Annotated in this window: 18 protein-coding genes; 12 read left to right on the forward strand and 6 right to left on the reverse strand. The window is 70.2% G+C overall.

What is annotated here, in order from left to right; genetic code table 11:
• Positions 1-247 precede the first annotated feature (247 nt).
• The 3 genes from cbiB to OTERR_RS14835 are packed head-to-tail and all read left to right on the forward strand — an operon-like array spanning position 248 to position 3,220.
• Positions 248-1,273, forward strand: a complete 1,026-nt coding sequence (cbiB, locus tag OTERR_RS14825; protein ID WP_187775260.1) for an adenosylcobinamide-phosphate synthase CbiB — start codon at positions 248-250, stop codon at positions 1,271-1,273.
• Positions 1,266-2,291 (forward strand): threonine-phosphate decarboxylase CobD, encoded by a 1,026-nt coding sequence (cobD, locus tag OTERR_RS14830; protein WP_149426237.1) that lies wholly within the window; start codon positions 1,266-1,268, stop codon positions 2,289-2,291. Before cbiB ends, cobD begins: the two co-directional genes overlap by 8 nt.
• On the forward strand, positions 2,291-3,220 hold the full coding sequence (locus OTERR_RS14835; RefSeq protein ID WP_149426238.1) for a cobalamin-binding protein: 930 nt from the start codon (positions 2,291-2,293) through the stop codon (positions 3,218-3,220). Before cobD ends, OTERR_RS14835 begins: the two co-directional genes overlap by 1 nt.
• Positions 3,221-3,480: 260 nt before the next feature.
• Here OTERR_RS14835 and OTERR_RS14840 read toward each other — a convergent pair whose 3' ends face one another.
• Positions 3,481-4,536, reverse strand: coding sequence for an MBL fold metallo-hydrolase (locus tag OTERR_RS14840; RefSeq protein WP_149426239.1), 1,056 nt, complete (start codon positions 4,534-4,536; stop codon positions 3,481-3,483).
• Between the two features lie 218 nt (positions 4,537-4,754).
• Positions 4,755-6,257 (reverse strand): cryptochrome/photolyase family protein, encoded by a 1,503-nt coding sequence (locus OTERR_RS14845; protein WP_149426240.1) that lies wholly within the window; start codon positions 6,255-6,257, stop codon positions 4,755-4,757.
• Positions 6,258-6,499: 242 nt separating this feature from the next.
• Here OTERR_RS14845 and OTERR_RS14850 point away from each other — a divergent pair, with 242 nt between their 5' ends.
• The 6 genes from OTERR_RS14850 (at position 6,500) to OTERR_RS14875 (ending at position 12,141) form a co-directional block, all read left to right on the forward strand.
• Positions 6,500-8,173 (forward strand): flagellar assembly protein A, encoded by a 1,674-nt coding sequence (locus OTERR_RS14850; RefSeq protein ID WP_187775261.1) that lies wholly within the window; start codon positions 6,500-6,502, stop codon positions 8,171-8,173.
• 61 nt (positions 8,174-8,234) lie between these two features.
• Positions 8,235-8,834: a YqgE/AlgH family protein gene (locus OTERR_RS14855; RefSeq protein WP_054621495.1), complete on the forward strand. Its 600-nt coding sequence runs from the start codon at positions 8,235-8,237 to the stop codon at positions 8,832-8,834.
• Positions 8,827-9,294, forward strand: coding sequence for a Holliday junction resolvase RuvX (gene ruvX / locus OTERR_RS14860; protein WP_054621496.1), 468 nt, complete (start codon positions 8,827-8,829; stop codon positions 9,292-9,294). Before OTERR_RS14855 ends, ruvX begins: the two co-directional genes overlap by 8 nt.
• Positions 9,284-9,787, forward strand: coding sequence for a bifunctional pyr operon transcriptional regulator/uracil phosphoribosyltransferase PyrR (gene pyrR / locus OTERR_RS14865; protein ID WP_054621497.1), 504 nt, complete (start codon positions 9,284-9,286; stop codon positions 9,785-9,787). The genes ruvX and pyrR overlap by 11 nt, the downstream gene beginning before the upstream one ends.
• 87 nt (positions 9,788-9,874) lie before the next feature.
• A complete protein-coding gene (locus OTERR_RS14870; protein WP_054621498.1) occupies positions 9,875-10,864 on the forward strand; it encodes an aspartate carbamoyltransferase catalytic subunit in 990 nt (329 codons plus the stop codon).
• Positions 10,865-10,866: 2 nt separating this feature from the next.
• Entirely contained in the window at positions 10,867-12,141 is a 1,275-nt protein-coding gene (locus OTERR_RS14875) for a dihydroorotase (RefSeq protein ID WP_342780105.1), read from the forward strand.
• Positions 12,142-12,567: 426 nt separating this feature from the next.
• Here OTERR_RS14875 and OTERR_RS14880 read toward each other — a convergent pair whose 3' ends face one another.
• From OTERR_RS14880 to OTERR_RS14895, 4 genes are read right to left on the reverse strand one after another with little or no spacing between them, the layout of a single operon-like run.
• Positions 12,568-12,864: a DUF167 domain-containing protein gene (locus tag OTERR_RS14880; RefSeq protein ID WP_054621499.1), complete on the reverse strand. Its 297-nt coding sequence runs from the start codon at positions 12,862-12,864 to the stop codon at positions 12,568-12,570.
• A gap of 8 nt (positions 12,865-12,872) precedes the next feature.
• On the reverse strand, positions 12,873-13,439 hold the full coding sequence (locus tag OTERR_RS14885; protein WP_149426242.1) for a YggT family protein: 567 nt from the start codon (positions 13,437-13,439) through the stop codon (positions 12,873-12,875).
• A 14-nt stretch (positions 13,440-13,453) separates the two neighbouring features.
• On the reverse strand, positions 13,454-14,275 hold the full coding sequence (proC, locus tag OTERR_RS14890) for a pyrroline-5-carboxylate reductase (protein ID WP_149426243.1): 822 nt from the start codon (positions 14,273-14,275) through the stop codon (positions 13,454-13,456).
• On the reverse strand, positions 14,272-14,976 hold the full coding sequence (locus tag OTERR_RS14895) for a YggS family pyridoxal phosphate-dependent enzyme (protein WP_149426244.1): 705 nt from the start codon (positions 14,974-14,976) through the stop codon (positions 14,272-14,274). Before OTERR_RS14895 ends, proC begins: the two co-directional genes overlap by 4 nt.
• Positions 14,977-15,155: 179 nt before the next feature.
• Here OTERR_RS14895 and OTERR_RS14900 point away from each other — a divergent pair, with 179 nt between their 5' ends.
• The 3 genes from OTERR_RS14900 (at position 15,156) to OTERR_RS14910 (ending at position 17,987) form a co-directional block, all read left to right on the forward strand.
• Positions 15,156-16,199 carry a type IV pilus twitching motility protein PilT gene (locus OTERR_RS14900; RefSeq protein WP_054621503.1) on the forward strand — a complete coding sequence of 348 codons (1,044 nt, stop codon included), beginning with the start codon at positions 15,156-15,158 and terminating at the stop codon, positions 16,197-16,199.
• A 39-nt stretch (positions 16,200-16,238) separates the two neighbouring features.
• Complete coding sequence (locus tag OTERR_RS14905; RefSeq protein WP_054621504.1) at positions 16,239-17,375, forward strand: PilT/PilU family type 4a pilus ATPase; 1,137 nt, start codon at positions 16,239-16,241, stop codon at positions 17,373-17,375.
• A gap of 75 nt (positions 17,376-17,450) precedes the next feature.
• Positions 17,451-17,987 carry a gamma carbonic anhydrase family protein gene (locus tag OTERR_RS14910; protein WP_149426245.1) on the forward strand — a complete coding sequence of 179 codons (537 nt, stop codon included), beginning with the start codon at positions 17,451-17,453 and terminating at the stop codon, positions 17,985-17,987.
• Positions 17,988-18,061 lie beyond the last annotated feature (74 nt).

Genomic DNA, 18,061 nt, shown 5'->3' on the forward strand with positions numbered 1-18,061 from the left:
ACCGCGTGCAACGCAGCGCCCCCAGCAATGCAGGGAATAGGGAGGAGCGCGAGGGGGATTCCCCCGGCATTGCCATACCTACCGGCCATTACAATTCACGGCCTGCCCTGCGGACTCTGCACGCTCTGCGTCGAGCTCGACTGGCGGGTAAAAGCGCGCCGGGGAGGCGATAATAGCGGCCCCGCGCCGGCCCGGTTGCCTCTGGCAGCCGTCGCCGGCCCCGATCGTCCAACGCCCCGATTGTCGCATGACCGCTGCCCTACCTTCCTGGACCGCCCTGCTGTCACCCCTGTTCTTGCCCCTGCTGGCCCTGGCCGGCTGGGCCCTGGACCGCCGTTTGGGCGAGGTAGCGCGCTGGCATCCCCTGATCGGCTTCGGCACCCTGGCGCAACGTATCGAGGCCCTGTTCAACCCCCTCACCGCAGTGGCCGAAACCACCGGCCACGAGCTGCGCGGTGGCCGTCCCCTGGGCCTGCTGGCCTGGGCCGTGGCGGTGCTGCCGGCGGTGGCCCTGGCCGCCTGGCTGTGCGCCCAGCCCTGGCTGGGGGCGGTTTTCCACGTCCTCTGCCTGTACTTCGCCCTGGGCCACCGCAGCCTGGCCGAGCACGGCGCCCGGGTGGCCGACGACCTGGCCCGGGGCGACCTGGCCGCCGCCCGCACCCATGTGGGCTGGATGGTTTCCCGCGATACCACGGCCCTGGACGACTCCGGGGTGGCCAAGGCCGGGGTCGAATCCCTGCTGGAAAACGGCAACGACGCGGTGTTCGGCACCCTGTTCTGGTTCCTCGTGCTGGGCGGCCCCGGCGCGGTGCTGTTCCGCCTGGCCAACACCCTGGACGCCATGTGGGGCTACCGCACGCCGCGCTTCCTGCGCTTCGGCTGGGCCGCGGCGAGAATCGACGACCTGCTCAACTGGCTGCCCGCCCGGCTCACGGCCCTGACCTACGCCCTGCTCGGCGACCGGGCCACGGCGCTGGGCTGCTGGAAGGCCCAGGCCCCGGCCTGGGACAGCCCCAACGCCGGACCAGTGATGGCTGCCGGCGCCGGCAGCCTGGGGGTGCAGCTGGGCGGCGCCGCCATCTACCACGGCGTCGAGGAAATCCGCCCGCCCCTGGGGGCCGGCCGCCCCCCGGAACGGCGCGACCTGGGCCGGGCCCTGGCCCTGATCCAGCGCAGCGTCGGCCTGTGGCTGGCCGCCGCCCTGCTGCTCGGCGCCGTGGCCGTGCTCACCCGGGCCACCCTGGCGACCCTGGCCGGAGCCCCCCATGCTTGAGCACGGCGGCCGCCTGCACGCCGCCAGCCAGCGCTACGGCATCCCTCGGGAGGACTGGCTCGACCTGTCCACCGGCATCAATCCGGCCTCCTATCCCCTGCCGGCCATTCCACCCCAGGCCTGGCAGCGCCTGCCCGAAGGCGACGACGGCCTGGAAGCCGCCGCCCGCGCCGCCTACGGCGTCAGCGCCGACGCCACCCTGCTCGTCCTGCCGGGCTCCCAGGCCGCCATCCAGGCCCTGCCGGCGTTGCGTCCGAGCAGCACGGTCGGGGTGCTCGCCCCCACCTACGCCGAACACCCCTACGCCTGGGAAAGCCGCAGCAACGGCACCGGCCCCGGCCACCGCCTGATGCCCTTCGCCGCCGACCAGTTGGCCGAGGCCGCGGCCAGCCGGGACGTGGTGGTGCTGGGCAACCCCAACAATCCGGACGGCAGCCGCTTTGCCCGCGCCGACCTGCTCGCCGCCGCCCGCGCCCTCGGCGCCCGGGGCGGCTGGCTGGTGGTGGACGAGGCCTTCGCCGATGCCGAGGCCAACGATTCGGTGGCGCCCTTTGCCGGCACCCCGGCCTACCCGGGGCTGATCGTGCTGCGCTCCCTGGGCAAGTTCTACGGCCTGGCCGGCGTCCGGGTCGGCAGCGCCCTGCTCGCCCCGGCCCTGGCCACCCGCCTGGCGGAAGCCCTGGGCCCCTGGCCGGTGGCCGGCCCGTCGCGCTGGGTGGCCCGGGCCGCCCTGGCCGATGCAGCCTGGCAGACCGCCGCCGGCGCCGCCCTGGTGCAGGCCAGCGCCCGCCTGGCCGCCCTGCTGGCGCCCCACGGCCCGGTGGCCGGCTGCGCCCTGTTCCAGACCCTCACCCTGACCCCGGCCCAGGCCGCCGCCGGCTACGACCAGCTGGCGCGGCGCGGCATCCTGACCCGCCTGTTCGCCCCCCAGGGCCGGCTGCGCTTCGGCCTGCCCCCAGCCGACGAGGCCGCCTGGCAGCGCCTGGCCCGGGCCGTCGACGCTTTCAAGGAGTTGTGATGATCACTTCTGCCCGCCCCCGGCACCTCGCCCGCGTCACCTGCGCCGGCCTCGCCTGCCTGGCCGCCCTTGCCGCGGCCCCCGCAACTGCCGCGACTGCCGCGCCGATCACCGTCAGCGACGACACCGGCCGCAGCATCACCCTGGCCGCACCGGCCAAGCGCATCGTCAGCCTGGCGCCGCACATCACCGAGCTGCTTTACGCCGCCGGGGCCGGCGAGCGCATCGTCGCCACGGTGGACCACAGCGACTACCCGGAGGCCGCCGCCAAGCTGCCCCGGGTCGGGGGTTACTCGCGCATCGACCTGGAGGCGGTAGCCGCCGCCAAGCCGGACCTGGTGATCGCCTGGCAGAGCGGCAACGCCGCCGCCCACGTGGACAAGCTGAAAACCCTGGGGCTGCCCCTGTTCCTCTCCCAGCCCAACCGCATCGAGGACGTGGCCGCCAGCCTGGAAAAATTCGGCCAGCTGGCCGGCACCAGCGCCCCCGCCAATGCCGCCGCCGCCCAGTTCCGCCGCAAGCTGGCGGAGCTCGACCAGCGCTACCGGCAACGGCCCAAGGTGCGGGTCTTCTACCAGGTGTGGAAGCAACCCCTGCTCACCATCGGCGGCCACCAGATCATTTCCGACGTGATCCGCCTGTGCGGCGGTGAAAACGTCTTCGGCCACCTGACCACCATGGCGCCGGCGGTGTCGGTAGAAGCGGTGGTGGCGGCCAACCCGGAGGTGATCGTGGCCAGCGGCATGGGCGACGAACGCCCGGACTGGCTGGACGACTGGAAGCGCTGGACCCGGGTCACGGCGGTGGCGCGCAACAACCTGTTCTTCGTCCCGCCGGCCCTGATCCAGCGCCACACCCCGCGCCTGCTGCTGGGCGCCGAGCGGTTGTGCGAACAGCTGGAATCGGCCCGGGCAAAGCGGGCTCCCTGACACCCACCCCCTGGAACTCCGCGCCAGTAGCCAATCTCCAGGCGGTCATCGCTGAGCGCAAGCAACGGCGTACCTCTCCAGGCAGGCATCGTGAAGATGCCCGCCCCGCCTTGGGTTTGGACAGGTAAGTAAGAAGCGGATCGGAAATCGGGCGGTAGCGCCGCCAGGTGCGGAGCGATACGTGGCACCCCCACAGGGCGCGGGCCGGGCTACGCCCTAGCCACGGCCACTGGCCAGGCGCGCCGCTCCCGCCCGCCGGCTCAGAACGCCGCGGCTTCGGCTTCCAGGTAGGCCAGGCTGACGTATTTGCCGATGTTGCTGTCGAAGCCCTTGGTCTCGGCGGCCCGGGAGGCCACCCGGGGGTCCTTGAGCACCCGCGCCTTGGCCGCCTCCAGGGGCGCGCCGTCCTTGATCGCCTGCTCGCAGGTCTCGTAGATGCCGGCGAACAGGGCCCGGTTCCACTCCAGCACCCCGGCCGAGGGCAGGCCGTGGCCGGGAATCCACAGCTTGCTGCGGGTGTTCTTGAGCAGGGCGTCGTAGGTCTTGAAGGTGCCCACGTAGGAGCCGTCCTCCATGTTGGCGATGCGCCGGTCCATGGCGATGTCGCCGACGTGGGTGATGCCTTCCTCGACGATCTCGACGCAGATGTCGCCCGGGGTGTGGGCCCGGCCGTAGTGGTGGATGCGGAAGGTGCGGTCGCCGATCTTGATCGTGTCGCCGTGGTTCACCGCCGTATTGGGCACCACCACCTTGGTTCCGGCCGAGGCCAGGTTGGTCCAGCGCTCCATGGCGGCGCGCCAGCCCTCGCCCTCGCTGCCGCGGATGGCCTTGATGGTTTCCTGGTGGGCATAGATGGGCAGGGCAGCCTGGCCGGCCGGCGCGGCAAAGGCGGCGACGAAGGCCTGGTTACCAAGGAAATGGTCGCCGTGGTAGTGGGAATTGAAGATCGCCACCACCGGCTCCCGGGTCAGCTTCTGCAACTGGCGGATGGCCATCTCACCGATCTGCCAGGAGGCGCCGGAATCGAGCACCACCACGCCCTTGCCGGTGGACACGAAGGTGATGTTGGCCATCATCCCCTGGTTTTCCGGGGTGGGGAAACCGTCCGGGGCCTCGATCACCCACACCCGCGGGCTGATGCGGGTCGGCGCAATGTCCTTCACCGGCGGCCCCTTGATCGCCATCTCCATGTCCTCGGCGAAGGCCGACAGGCTGGGCGCCAGGGCCGCCCCGGCGGCAAGGCCGGCGCCCAGGCCGAGAAAGCGGCGCCGGCCGGCGGCCAAGGGGAAGGACGAAGGGAAGGGCGTCGGGGCCATGGGGGTCTCCTGCTGTTGTGGTTATGGGTCGGTCAGGGGCACCCGCGACGGACGGCGGCAGCGTCGCGGCCCTGGGGCCGTGCGGGGAGGTTGCCGGGGCCGCTGGAGCAGCACCGCGCGCACCTGACGGATCAGTAGTTTAGCGTTTTCTGATGCACCATGGCCGGCGGACCCGGCGTGGGGTCGGCGCTATCGCGCCCCAGGCCCCGGCACCGCGCCTACTCCGCCGCCGCCCCCTTGACTGCGGCGAAGCGCGCCAGGGTCGTCTCCCGAGCGCTGGCGTGGTCCACCACCGGGGCCGGGTAGTCCCGGCCGATCTTCACTTCGCAGGCCTCCTGCACCAGGGGGCCCATGGTCCACGGCGCGTGCAGGTACTTGGCCGGCACCGTCGCCAGCTCGGGCACGTAGCGGCGGATGAAGTGGCCCTCCGGGTCGAACTTCTCCGACTGGGTGACCGGGTTGAAGATGCGGAAGTAGGGCTGGGCGTCGCAGCCGGTGGAGGCCGCCCACTGCCAGCCGCCGTTGTTGGCGGCCAGGTCGAAGTCGATCAGCTGTTCGGCGAAGTAGGCCTCGCCGCGCCGCCAGTCGATGCCCAGGTCCTTGGTCAGGAACGAGGCGGAGACCATGCGCAGCCGGTTGTGCATGTAGCCGGTCTGGTTGAGCTGGCGCTGGGCCGCATCCACCAGGGGGTAGCCGGTGCGCCCGGCGCACCAGGCAGCAAAGCGCTCGTCCGCATCCGGCCCCTCGTCCCAGGCCAGGGCGTCGTACTCGGGGCGGAAGCAGGCGCCGACCACCCGGGGATGGCGGGCCAGGATCATGAAGTAGAAGTCGCGCCAGATCAGCTCGTTGAGCCAGGCCTGGGCCCCTTCGCTGCCATCGCGCCAGGCCAGGCCGGCCAGTTCCCGGATCGACAGGGTGCCAAAGCGCAGGTGCACCGACAGGTAGGAAACGCCCTTCACCCCGGGGAAGTCGCGTAGGGCCTTGTAGCGCGCCAGCCGGGGCAGAAAGTCGGCCAGCCGCGCCCGGGCGCCGGCCATGCCGGGCAGCACCTTCAGGTCCGCCAGGTTGGTGGGGGCAAAGCCCAGGTCGGCCAGGCTGGGCAGGGGTTGGTCAAGGTCGGCCGGCGGCGCGGCCAGGGTGCCGAAAGCGGCCCCCTCGGTCGGGTAGGGGCGCAGGTAGAAGTCGCCCCCCGGGGCCGCCAAGCGTTTCAGCCAGGCGTTCTTGTAGGGGGTGAACACGGAAAACGGCGCACCGCCCTGGGTGAGCACCTCATCACCGTCGAACACCGCCTGGTCCTTGGTGGCGCGAAAGGCGACCCCGGACTCGGCCAGAGCCTGGGCCACCAACTCGTCCCGGGTGATCGCCGCGGGCTCGTAATCCCGGTTGGCGAACACCGTTCCCGCCCCCAGGGCGACCGCCAGGCGGGGAATTTCCTCGTGGGGCCGGCCATGACGGACAATCAGCCCGCCCCCCCGCGCCCGCAACGCCCCGGCCAGTTCGCCGATGCTGCCGTGGAGGAACTCGACGCGCCGATCCTGGCGCGGCAAGGGATCGAGGATGTCCCGGTCGAAGACGAAGACGCAGAACACCCGCCGGGCGCTCTTCAAGGCGTGGTAAAGCGCGGCATGATCGTAGTCGCGCAGATCGCGGCGAAACCAGACCAGGGCGATCTCCCGGGAAGGAGGCGCCGATACGGCCGGCAAGGACGAGGCTGGTGGCATGGGCAGGATGGAGCAAGGTAAGAAAAAAGACGCGGAGGCGATCCCCCCGGCGCCGCGATGGCGGCACCGCCCGGGATTATCCCCCGACGGCGCTGCACTGCGGGATGCGGCACCGCTCAATAACCGCCATACTCATGCCGATAAGCGACATGAGACCGCAGCAGGACGGCCCCGGCCGTGGAAGGTTCCACCCGGGCCGCCGCCATAAGAGCCGGCAAGAGCGCAGATCAAGGAGGATCGCCATGAACACCAGTACCACCGCCCCACCCCCTGCCGGCAAGCTGCCGGGCCTGGCATTCATGCGGGAAGGCGGTACGGTGCTGGCCAGCTTCGACCCCACCCGCGGACCGGCCCTGGCCGATGCCGCCGAGGGGCCGGAAGCCATCGCCGCGGCCCTGGCCGACGCCGGCTTCAGCGCCTGCCGCCCCAAGGAGGCGGCCATTCCGGTGCTGGCCCAGGCGCTGGCTACCGGCCAGGCGATCGCGGCCCTGCCGGTGGCCGACGCGGTGGACGGCGAAGTGGTGATCACCCTGGCCGAGGATCGCATGTCCGCCTGGCTGGGCATCCGCCCGCCCCAGGGGGGCCGGCCCGCCGACGAAGCGGCCATCCGCCGCGCCCTGAGCGAGCGCAGCGTGGTCTGCGGCCTCAAGGACGAGGTGATCCACCTGGCCGCCGCCCTGGCCGAAACCGGTACCCGGGAGGCCCTGGTGGTGGCCGAGGGCCGTCCGGCGGTAGCCGGCGAGGACGGCCGCTTCGAATCCCTGCTGCCCGGGCTGCGCTCCCGGGTGCCCCAGATCGACGCCAGCGGCCGGGTGGATTACCGCAACCTGGGCGAGGTGCAGACGGTGCAGCCCGGCGCCCCGCTGATGCGGCGCATTCACGCCACCGCCGGGGTGGCCGGTGAAACCGTCACCGGCCTGGCCATTCCCGCCAAGCCGGGCAAGGAGATGATGTTCGCCCCCAACCTGGACGGGGTGGCGGTGGATCCTCACGACCCGGACATTCTCACCTCCACCATCGTCGGCCAGCCAGTGGAAGTGCGCGGCGGCGTGATGGTCGAGCCGACCCACCGGGTACGGGCGGTGAACATGGCCACCGGCAACATCATCTTCGATGGCTCGGTGGTGGTCGAAGGCGACGTCCAGGCCGGCATGACCATCAAGGCCGGCGGCGACATCGAAATCGGCGGCACGGTGGAGGCCGTTACCCTGGAGGCCGGCGGCAACATCATGATCAAGGGCGGCGTGCTCGGCGCCCTGGGCCGGCCCGAATCCGAGGGGGGCAACCGGCGCATTTCGTGTCAGGGCAGCCTCACCGCCACCTTCGTGCAGCAGGCCGCCATCGAGGCCGGCGATACCATCCTGATCGACGATGTGGCCCTGCAGTGCCAGTTGGTGGCCGGCCAGCGCATTCTGGTCGGCGACAAGAAGCGCGGCCTGCTCGCCGGCGGCGCCGCCCGGGCCGGGCTGCTGGTCCAGGCCAAGGTGCTCGGCTCCCCCTCCCACGCCGAAACCCGCATCGAGGTGGGCGTACCCCAGGCGGTGCTGCACGAGCGCGCCAGCATCGCCCGCAGCCGGGAAGAAAAGGCCCGCCAGCTCGACCAGCTGGTGCAACTGCTGGCCCTCGGCCAGAAGCAGCCGGAGCGCCTGCCGCCGGGCTTTGCCGAAAAGGCCGGTCCGACCCGCCTGCGCCTGCTCGACGAACTGGCCGAACTGACCGCCCGGGACCAGCTCCTGCAGCGCCAGGTGGACCTAGCGGCAGACGCCAAGGTGGTCGCCGCCAGCGACGCCCACGAGGGGGTCGAGATCCACCTGGCCGGCCAGATCTACCGGATCAAGGGCGAGCGCGGCCACGGCGGGGTGTTCGCCCTGGACAAGGGCACCCTGTCCTGGCAGTTCGCCGTCCCCGGAGGCTGAGCGGCGACACGGCCCGGTACGCGCATTTGGGGGGAATCCCGGGGCAGTTTACAATTGGGGCATGACCACTTCCGGCCCCTCTTCACCGTCCGCCGCAGCCCAGGCCAGCGGCCAGTTGACCGACCACTTTCTCATCGCCATGCCGGCGATGACAGACCCCTATTTCGCCAAGAGCCTGGTGTACCTGTGCGAGCACAACGAGCGCGGTGCCCTCGGGGTGGTGGTCAACCGCCCCCTGGACATGACCCTGGCCGAGCTGTTCGAGAAGGTGGACCTGACCCTCGCCGCCCCAGGCTTCGCTGCCCAGCCGGTCTATTTCGGCGGGCCGGTACAGACTGACCGGGGCTTCGTCCTGCACCGCCCGGTGGGCAGCTTCCAATCCACCCTGGCGGTGGGCGACACCATCGGCCTGACCAGCTCCCGGGACGTGCTGCAAGCCATCGGCGACCACGGCCAGCCCGCCGAGGTGCTGGTGTCCCTCGGCTACGCTGGCTGGGGCCCCGGCCAGCTTGAGGAGGAGATCATGCAGAACGCCTGGCTGACCGTGGCCGCCGACGCCGACGTGCTGTTCACCCTGCCCCCGGAAGAACGGCTGGCCGCTGCCCTGCAAAAGCTCGGCGTCAATCTCGCCTTCCTCGCCGACGGCGCCGGGCATGCCTGAGCAACCCGCCTCCCCGGCTGCCGCCCCCGTCCCTCCCGTGGTGCTGCCCGCCGGCACCCTGCTCGGCTTCGATTTCGGCGAAAAGCGCATCGGTGTGGCCACCGGCGAGACCCTGCTGCGCCAGGCCCACCCGCTCACCGTAATCCCGGGGGAACAGGTGGAGGCCCGTTTCAACGCCATCGCCAAGCTGATCGCCGAATGGCGTCCGGTGGGGCTGGTGGTGGGCCGCCCGGTGCACATGGACGGCACGCCCCACGCCCTGACCGCCCGCTGCGAGCGCTTCGCCAACCAGCTGCACGGCCGCTTCCGCCTGCCGGTGGCGTTGGCCGAGGAGCGCCTAACCTCGGCAGACGCCGAATCGCGCCTGTTCGAGGCCGGCCACACCAGTCGTTCCGCCCGGCAGCACCTCGATGCCGTGGCGGCCCAACTCATCCTGCAAGGATATTTCGATGCTCTCTAAGTCCCTCCCCGACGCCGAAGCCCAGGTGGCCGAACTGGCCGCCAAGATCCGCCCCGACCTGACCGCGGACACCGCCTTGGTCGGCATCTTCTCCGGCGGCGCCTGGCTGGCGGAGCGGCTGCGCGAGGTGCTCGGCATCAGCGCGCCGGTGGGCATGATCGACGTGTCCTTCTACCGCGACGATTTCGGCGAGAAGGGCCTGCATCCCCAGGTGAAGCCGACCTCGATCCCCTTCGAGGTGGAAGGCCGCCACCTGATCCTGGTGGACGACGTGCTGTACACCGGCCGCACCACCCGGGCCGCCCTCAACGAGATCTTCGACTACGGCCGGCCGGCGGCGGTGGACCTGGCGGTGCTCGCCGACCGGGGTGGCCGCGAGCTGCCGATCGCTGCCCAGTACTGCGTCTGGGACGTGGAACTGGACGACCACCAGGAGTTGATCCTGACCAAGGACGACGCTGGAAAACTCTCCTGGAAACTCGGCGCCCTGTAAGCCGCCTGGCTGTTGCCGCTACCCCTGCTGCCCCTGCCTTCCCGGTCGAATTTCCCAGCCCCTCTAGCACTATCCGCGAGACTGCCCATGGCTGACCTGCCCACTCCGCCCCACCAGCCCCTCTCCCCCCAGCTCGGCGCCGACGGCCGCCTGCTGCACCTGCTCTCCACCGAGGGCCTGCCGCGGGAGACCATCACCCACATCCTGGACACTGCCAAGAGTTTCCTCGAAGTCTCCGACCGGGATGTGAAGAAGGTTCCGCTGCTGCGCGGCAAGAGCGTCTTCAACCTGTTCTTCGAGAACTCGACGCGCACCCGCACCACCTTCGAGATCGCCGCCAAACGCCTCTCGGCCGACGTCATCAACCTGGACGTGTCGCGCTCGTCCACCGCCAAGGGCGAGACCCTGCTCGACACCATCGACAACCTCTGCTCGATGCACGCCGACATGTTCGTGGTGCGCCACGCCACCTCCGGCGCCCCCTTCCTGATCGCCGAGCACCTGGCCCGCACCGGCCGCCACGACATCCGCGTGGTCAACGCCGGGGACGGCCGCCACGCCCACCCGACCCAGGGCCTGCTCGACATGTACACGATCCGCCACTACAAGGGCGACTTCGCCGGGCTGACCGTGGCCATCGTCGGCGACATCCTGCACTCCCGGGTGGCCCGCTCCGACATCCACGCCCTGCGCGCCCTGGGTTGCGGCGAGATCCGCGCCATCGGCCCGAAGACCCTGCTGCCGGCCCACCTGGAGGCCCAGGGGGTGAAGGTCTTCCACAACCTGGAAGACGGTCTCCGGGACTGCGACGTGGTGATCATGCTGCGCTTGCAGAACGAGCGCATGGACGGCGCCCTGCTGCCCTCGGCCTCCGAGTACTTCAAGCGTTTCGGGCTGACCCCGGCCAAGCTCAAGCTGGCCAAACCCGACGCCATCGTCATGCACCCGGGGCCGATGAACCGGGGCATCGAGATCGATTCCGCCGTGGCCGACGGGCCCCAGGCGGTGATCCTCAACCAGGTCACCTTCGGCATCGCCGTGCGCATGGCGGTGATGAGCATCCTGGCGGGGAACTGAACATGAGCCAATCCGACATGAAAATCGCCATCACCAACGGCCGCGTCATCGATCCCAAGCACGGCGTGGACGCGCCCCGGGACCTGTTCATCGCCAACGGCCAGATCGTCGCGCTGCTGCCCGCCGGCCAGACGCCGGACGGTTTTGCCGCCGACCGCACCCTGAACGCGGCCGGCCAGCTGGTGCTGCCCGGGGTCGTCGATCTAGCCGCCCGTCTGCCCGGCCTGGAGCCGGAGCTGGAAGCCGCCGTGGCCGGCGGGGTGACCCGCCTGGCCTGCCCGCCGGACACCGATCCGCCCATGGACGAGCCCGAGCTGGTGGAACGCCTGGTGCGCCGCGCCCAGGACGCCGGCCTGGCCCGGGTCCACCCCGTCGGCGCCCTGACCCAGGGGCTGGCCGGTGAGAAGCTGGCCGAGATGGCCGGCCTGGCCGCCGAAGGCTGCGTCGCCTTCTCCCAGGCCAAGCGCGCCGTGCGCGAGAGCCAGTCCCTGCTGCGCGCCCTGCAGTACGCCGCCACCTTCGACTTCCCGGTGTGGTACTACCCGCAGAACCTGTCCCTGGCCCGGGGCGGCGTCGCCCACGACGGCGAGGTGGCGGCCCGCCTCGGCCTGCCCGGCATCCCGGTGGTGGCCGAAACCGTGGCCATCGCCCAGATCACCGAACTGTGCCGCGCCACCGGCGTGCGCATCCACCTCACCCGCCTGTCCTCCGCCGCTGGTGTCGCCCTGGTGCGCGCCGCCCGGGCCCAGGGCCTGCCCCTGTCCGCCGACGTGGCGGTGCACCACCTGCACCTCACCGACGACGACATCGGCTTCTTCAACAACCTGACCCGGGTCGATCCGCCCTTCCGCACCGCCGCCGACCGGGCCGCCCTGCGCGAAGCCCTGGCCGACGGCACCCTGGCGGCGGTCTGTTCCGACCACACGCCCCTGGCCGAGGACGAGCGCCAAGTGCCCTTCGGCGAAGCCACCCCCGGCGTCAGCGCCGTGGAACTGCTGCTGCCCCTGACCCTAGCCTGGGCCCGGGAAGCGGGCGTGCCCCTGACCACGGCGGTGGCCCGGCTGAGTTGCGATCCGGCCGCCCTGCTCGGCGTGGCCGGCGGCGACCTGGGCGTCGGCGCCCCCGCCGACGTGGTGCTGTTCGACCCGGAAGCGACCTGGACCGTGGGTACCGACACCCTGGTCAGCCGCGGCACCAACACCCCCTTCCTCGGCCGTGCCATCACCGGCCGGGTCGCCACCACCCTGGTGGGCGGCAAGGTGGTGTTCAGCCGCTAATGGCGTTCAACCGCTAACCCGGCCGCCGCCACGGCAGGGCGATTCCCGCCGGCACCCGACCGCGCCGGGTTCTTGCCTTGCCTCCGGGCCGCCGCCCAGTTCGCCGTTTTCGGGCACCGCCTGGAAAGCCACGACTGGCGCGGGGTTTCACGGTGGCCGGCTGAAAAGCCACGAGGGGCGGGCGTCTCCAGGCATATGCCGTGAAGATGCCCGCCCCTCGTGGCTTTCCGGGCATGGCTTTGCTGTCAGTGCCGCCATGGGCCGCACACCCGCCGGGCCACGGCCCAAAATTTCTGCCGCTATTTCCCCGGAAGTGCCGCAAGCCCCCACGGGCACGGCAAACCCGTGCGAAGCAACGCCGCCATGACGCGGCCGAACGCCTCGGCCGGGCCGGAGAACGGGGAAAAAACGCAGGAGTATTAACGACTAGCCGGCGAACAGGCGCCGGTCGCCGTCGGCGGGGGGATCGCTGATCTCCACCACCTTTTGCCGCGAGGTCTGGCCGCTTTTCAGCGTCACCGCCGCCTTGGGCACCCCCAGGGCGGCAGCGACGAAGGCGAGCAGGCTGGCGTTGGCCTTGCCATCCACCGGCGGGGCGGCCAGCTTGATCTTCAGGGCGTCGCCATGGGGGCCGGCCACCTCGGTCTTCTTCGCCCCGGGCTGGACGTGGAAGGCCACCGTGACGCTACCGTCCCGCCCGATCCGCCACCACACCGGCGCCATGGGCCGGCTCAGAGCAGGACCGGCAGCAGGCCGGCGCGCACCCCGGTCAGCAGCATCAGCAGCACCTGGCCGATCAGCAGCGCCGCCAGGGGCGACAGGTCGATGCCGGAAATGGTCGGGATGATCCGCTGCAAGGGCGCCAGGATCGGCTGGGTCAGCTCGGCCACCGGCCGGGCCAGGGGCGAGTAGGGATTGACCCAGGACAGGATGGCCTGGACCAGCACCAGGGCGAGGAACACCACCACGGTCAGGTGAATCAGCTCCAGCACGCCGAACAGGGCTGCCGCCGGCAGCCAGCGCAGCACGTCGCCCCCCAGTACCAGCCCCAGCTGCAGCCCCTGCACTGCGGCCAGGATGATCCACGCCGGCAGCAGGCTGGCCCAGTCGTACCCGCCCACCCCGGGCACCACCCGGCGCAGGGGCAGCACCGCCCAGTTGGTCAGCTTGACGATGAACTGGCCTAGGGGATGGGCGAAGGACAGGCGGCGCAGCTGCATGAGAAAGCGCAGCAGCATCAGGCCGGCGAAGAAGCTGGCCAGGGTGTCGATGAGGAAGAAGAGGATTTGCAGCAGCATCGCGGCGCTCCGCCTCAGCCCTTGCCGAGCTGATCGCCCAGCTCCTGGCCCCGGGCGTTGGCCGCATGTACCCCGGCAACGATGCCCTCCTTGACCCCCTTGGCGGCCATCACTTCCAAGGCGGCGAAGGTGGTACCGCCCTTGGAGGTGACCCGCTCGCGCAGCACGCTGGCCGGTTCCGGGCTGCCTGCGGCCAGCTTGGCGGCGCCGAGCACGGTGCCGATGGCCAGTTGGCGGGCGGTGTCGGCGTCGAAGCCGAGTTCGGTGCCGGCCTGCTGCAGGGCCTCGATGAACAGGAAGACGTAGGCCGGGCCGGAACCGGACACGGCGGTGACCGCGTCCATCTTGGCCTCGTCGTCGATCCACACGGTCTCGCCGACGGCGCCCAGGATGCGCGCCGCCGCCTCCCGCTCGGCGGCACTCACCGCCGGGGCGGCCCACAGGCCGGTGATGCCGGCGCCCACCAGGGCCGGGGTGTTGGGCATGGTACGCACGATCTTGGCGTGGCCGCCCAGCCAGCGCGACAGGGCGTCGAAGCGCAGGCCGGCGGCGATCGAAACCACCAGCTGGCCCTTGAGGTGGGCCGCCAGGGGGGCCACCGCCTCCTTCATGCTCTGGGGCTTGACCGCCAGCACCACCACGTCGGCGGCGGCCACGTCGGCGCCGGCTTGGTCGGCGGCTTCCCGGGTGACGACGCCGAAGTCGCGATTGAGCCGCTCCCGGTTCTCGGCGTGGGGTTCGATGACGGTGATGTCGGTACCGGCAAAGCCTTTGCCAGTGAGGCCGCCGATGAGGGCGTTGGCCATGTTGCCGCCGCCGAGGAAAACGATCTTCATTGTTCGGATCCTTGTGGTTTCTTGCGTTCGCCAAAGATCGCCGTGCCGATGCGCACCATCGTGGCGCCCTCCAGCACGGCGGCTTCCAAATCGTGGGACATGCCCATGGACAGGGTGTCCAGGGACAGCCCTTCCCGGTTGAGTTGTTCAAACAGCTGGCGCAGCCGCGCCAGGGGTTCGCGCTGGGCGGTCATCTCATCGGCCGGCGCGGGAATCGCCATCAGGCCGCGCAGCCGCAGGTTGGGCAGGGCGGCCACGGCGCGGCACAGGGCCGGTGCTTCTTCCAGGGTGCAGCCGCTCTTGGTGTCCTCGCCGGAGACGTTGACCTGGACGCACACGTTGAGCGGCGGCAGGTCGGCGGGACGCTGGGCGGACAGCCGCTCGGCGAGCTTGAGGCGGTCGATGGAATGGACCCAGGCGAAGGTCTCGGCCACGGGGCGGGTCTTGTTGCTCTGCAAGGGGCCGATGAAGTGCCACTCCAGCCCCAAGCCGGCCAGCTGGCGCGCCTTGTCCACGCCTTCCTGGACGTAGTTCTCGCCGAAGGCGCGCTGGCCGGCGGCGGCGGCGTCGCGCACCCGCTCCGCGGGCATGGTCTTCGACACCGCCAACAGGCCGATGCTGTCAGCATTTCTGCCGGCGACAGCCGCCGCCAGTCGGATACGGTCGCGCACAGCTTGCAGGTTGGCGGAAATGAACGTCATAATCGGCCGGATCGTCAGTGTTGGCGGCATTCGGAAACAAGGTGGACGGCCGCCGACAAGGCAGCCAGCCGCGAGTATACCCCGCTCCACCGGGGCATTTCAGGCCCCGCTCCCCTCCCCTCCGCCACACCCCGCCCATTCTTCCGCAACTTCGCCCGGACTCCCGCTCAGGACCCACCATGGATATCACTGAACTGCTCGCCTTCGCCGTCAAGAACAAGGCCTCCGACCTGCACCTGTCCGCCGGCCTGCCGCCCATGATCCGGGTGCATGGCGACGTGCGCCGCATCAACCTGCCGCCCATGGAGCACAAGGATGTGCACGCCATGGTGTACGACATCATGAACGATGGGCAGCGCAAGGTTTACGAAGAGAACCTGGAGTGCGACTTCTCCTTCGAAATTCCCGGCCTGGCCCGTTTCCGGGTCAACGCCTTCGTCCAGCAGCGCGGTGCCGGCGCGGTGTTCCGGACCATTCCCTCCAAGGTGCTGACCCTGGAGGAGCTGAACGCGCCGAAGATCTTCAAGGACATCTCCGAGTACCCCCGCGGCATCGTGCTGGTGACCGGCCCCACCGGCTCGGGTAAATCCACCACCCTGGCGGCGATGGTGAACCACATCAACGAAAACGAGTACGGCCACATCCTGACCGTGGAAGACCCGATCGAATTCGTGCACGAGTCGAAGAAGAGCCTGATCAACCAGCGGGAAGTGGGGCCCCACACCCTGTCCTTCAACAACGCCCTGCGCTCGGCCCTGCGCGAAGACCCGGACGTGGTGCTGGTGGGCGAAATGCGCGACCTGGAAACGATCCGCCTGGCCCTGACCGCAGCGGAAACCGGTCACCTGGTGTTCGGCACCCTGCACACCTCGTCGGCGGCCAAGACCGTGGACCGGATCGTGGACGTGTTCCCGGCGGCGGAAAAGGAAATGGTCCGGGCGATGCTCTCCGAGTCGCTGCGCGCGGTGATCTCCCAGACCCTGCTCAAGACCAAGGACGGCGCCGGCCGGGTGGCGGCCCATGAGATCATGATCGGCACCCCGGCCATCCGCAACCTGATCCGGGAGAACAAGGTGGCCCAGATGTACTCGGCCATCCAGACCGGCCAGCAGTTCGGCATGCAGACCCTGGACCAGAACCTGATGGACCTGGTACGGCGCAACGTGGTCTCCGCCGCCGAAGCCAAGACCAAGGCGACCAACAAGGACGCCTTCGGCGCCTGAGCCGGCGGCGCAACACGCACTACCTAGGAGTCAAGCAGCATGGAACGCGACCAGGCCCTCAAATTCATGTACGACCTGCTCCGCCTGATGGTGGAGAAGAAGGGCTCGGACCTCTTCATCAGCGCCGGTTTTCCCCCGGCGATCAAGATCGATGGCAAGGTCACCCCGGTGACCAACCAGCCCCTGTCGGTGCAGCACACCGCCGAACTGGCGCGGGCGATCATGAACGACCGTCAAGCGGCCGAGTTCGAGGCGAAGAAGGAGTGCAACTTCGCCATCTCGCCCTCGGGCATCGGCCGTTTCCGGGTCAATGCCCTGGTCCAGCAGGGCCGCATCGGCTGTGTGCTGCGCACCATCAACACCGCCATCCCCGACCTCGACGAGCTCAAGCTGCCGCCGGTGCTGAAAGACGTGGCCATGACCAAGCGCGGCCTGGTGCTGTTCGTCGGCGGCACCGGTTCGGGCAAGTCCACCTCCCTGGCGGCGATGATCGGCTACCGCAACGAGAACTCCTACGGCCACATCATCACCATCGAGGACCCGGTGGAGTATGTGCACGAGCACAAGAACTGCATCGTCACCCAGCGCGAGGTGGGGGTGGATACGGATTCCTGGGAGGCGGCGCTGAAGAACACCCTGCGCCAGGCCCCGGACGTGATCCTGATCGGCGAGATCCGCGACCGGGAGACCATGGAGCACGCCATCGCCTTCGCCGAAACCGGCCACCTGTGCATGGGCACCCTGCACGCCAACTCGACCAACCAGGCCCTCGACCGGATCATCAACTTCTTCCCCGAGGAACGGCGCCAGCAGTTGCTGATGGACCTGTCCCTCAACCTGCGCGGTCTGGTCTCCCAGCGCCTGATCCCGCTCAAGGATGGCAAGGGCCGGGCGGCGGCGGTGGAGGTGATGCTCAACTCGCCGCTGATTTCCGATCTGATCTTCAAGGGCGACGTCACCGAGATCAAGGAGATCATGAAGAAGTCCCGGGAACTGGGCATGCAGACCTTCGACCAGTCCCTGTTCGATCTCTACGAGGCCGGCAAGATCAGCTACGAGGACGCCCTGCGCAACGCCGACTCGGTCAACGACCTGCGCCTGCAGATCAAGCTGCACGGCAAGGAATCGAAGGACCGGGACCTGTCCGCCGGCATCGGCCACCTGGATATCGTCTGACCTAATCGCTCCTCCCCCCTGCCCCCGGCTGTCCTGGCCGGGGGAGCACCGCCCGCTTCTCGCGCCAACTCCGCCATGCCCCTCGCCCCCTACCTCGACCACACGCCCCAGCTTGGCGAACGGGTCTATCTCCATCCCTCCGCCCAGGTGATCGGCGACGTCACCATCGGCGCCGACAGTTCCTTGTGGTGCAACACGGTGGTGCGCGGGGACGTGAACCGCATCGTCATCGGCACCTGCAGCAACGTCCAGGACCTGGCCATGGCCCACGTCTCGCACAAGACGGCGGACAAGCCGGAAGGCTCGCCGCTCATCATCGGCGACTACGTCACCATCGGCCACGCCGCCATCCTGCACGGCTGCACCATCGGCAACGAGTGCCTGATCGGCATGGGCACCATCGTCATGGACGACGCGGTGATCGCCGACCGGGTGATGGTCGGCGCCGGCAGCCTGGTCCCTCCGGGCAAGATGCTGGAAAGCGGCATGCTGTACACCGGCCGCCCGGTGCGCGCCGTGCGCCCCCTGACCGAGGCGGAAATCGCCTACCTGAAGTACTCCGCCGAGCACTACGTGCGGGTCAAGAACAACTACCGGGACAGCGCCGCCTGAGCGTCCCGTCGCCGAGGCGGCCATGAAAAACGCCGGCCCGCGGGCCGGCGTTCTTGCTTCCGTGAAACGTTGCG

Origin of the sequence: Oryzomicrobium terrae (genome assembly GCF_008274805.1) — a bacterium.
Taxonomy (GTDB): Bacteria; Pseudomonadota; Gammaproteobacteria; order Burkholderiales; family Rhodocyclaceae; genus Oryzomicrobium; species Oryzomicrobium terrae.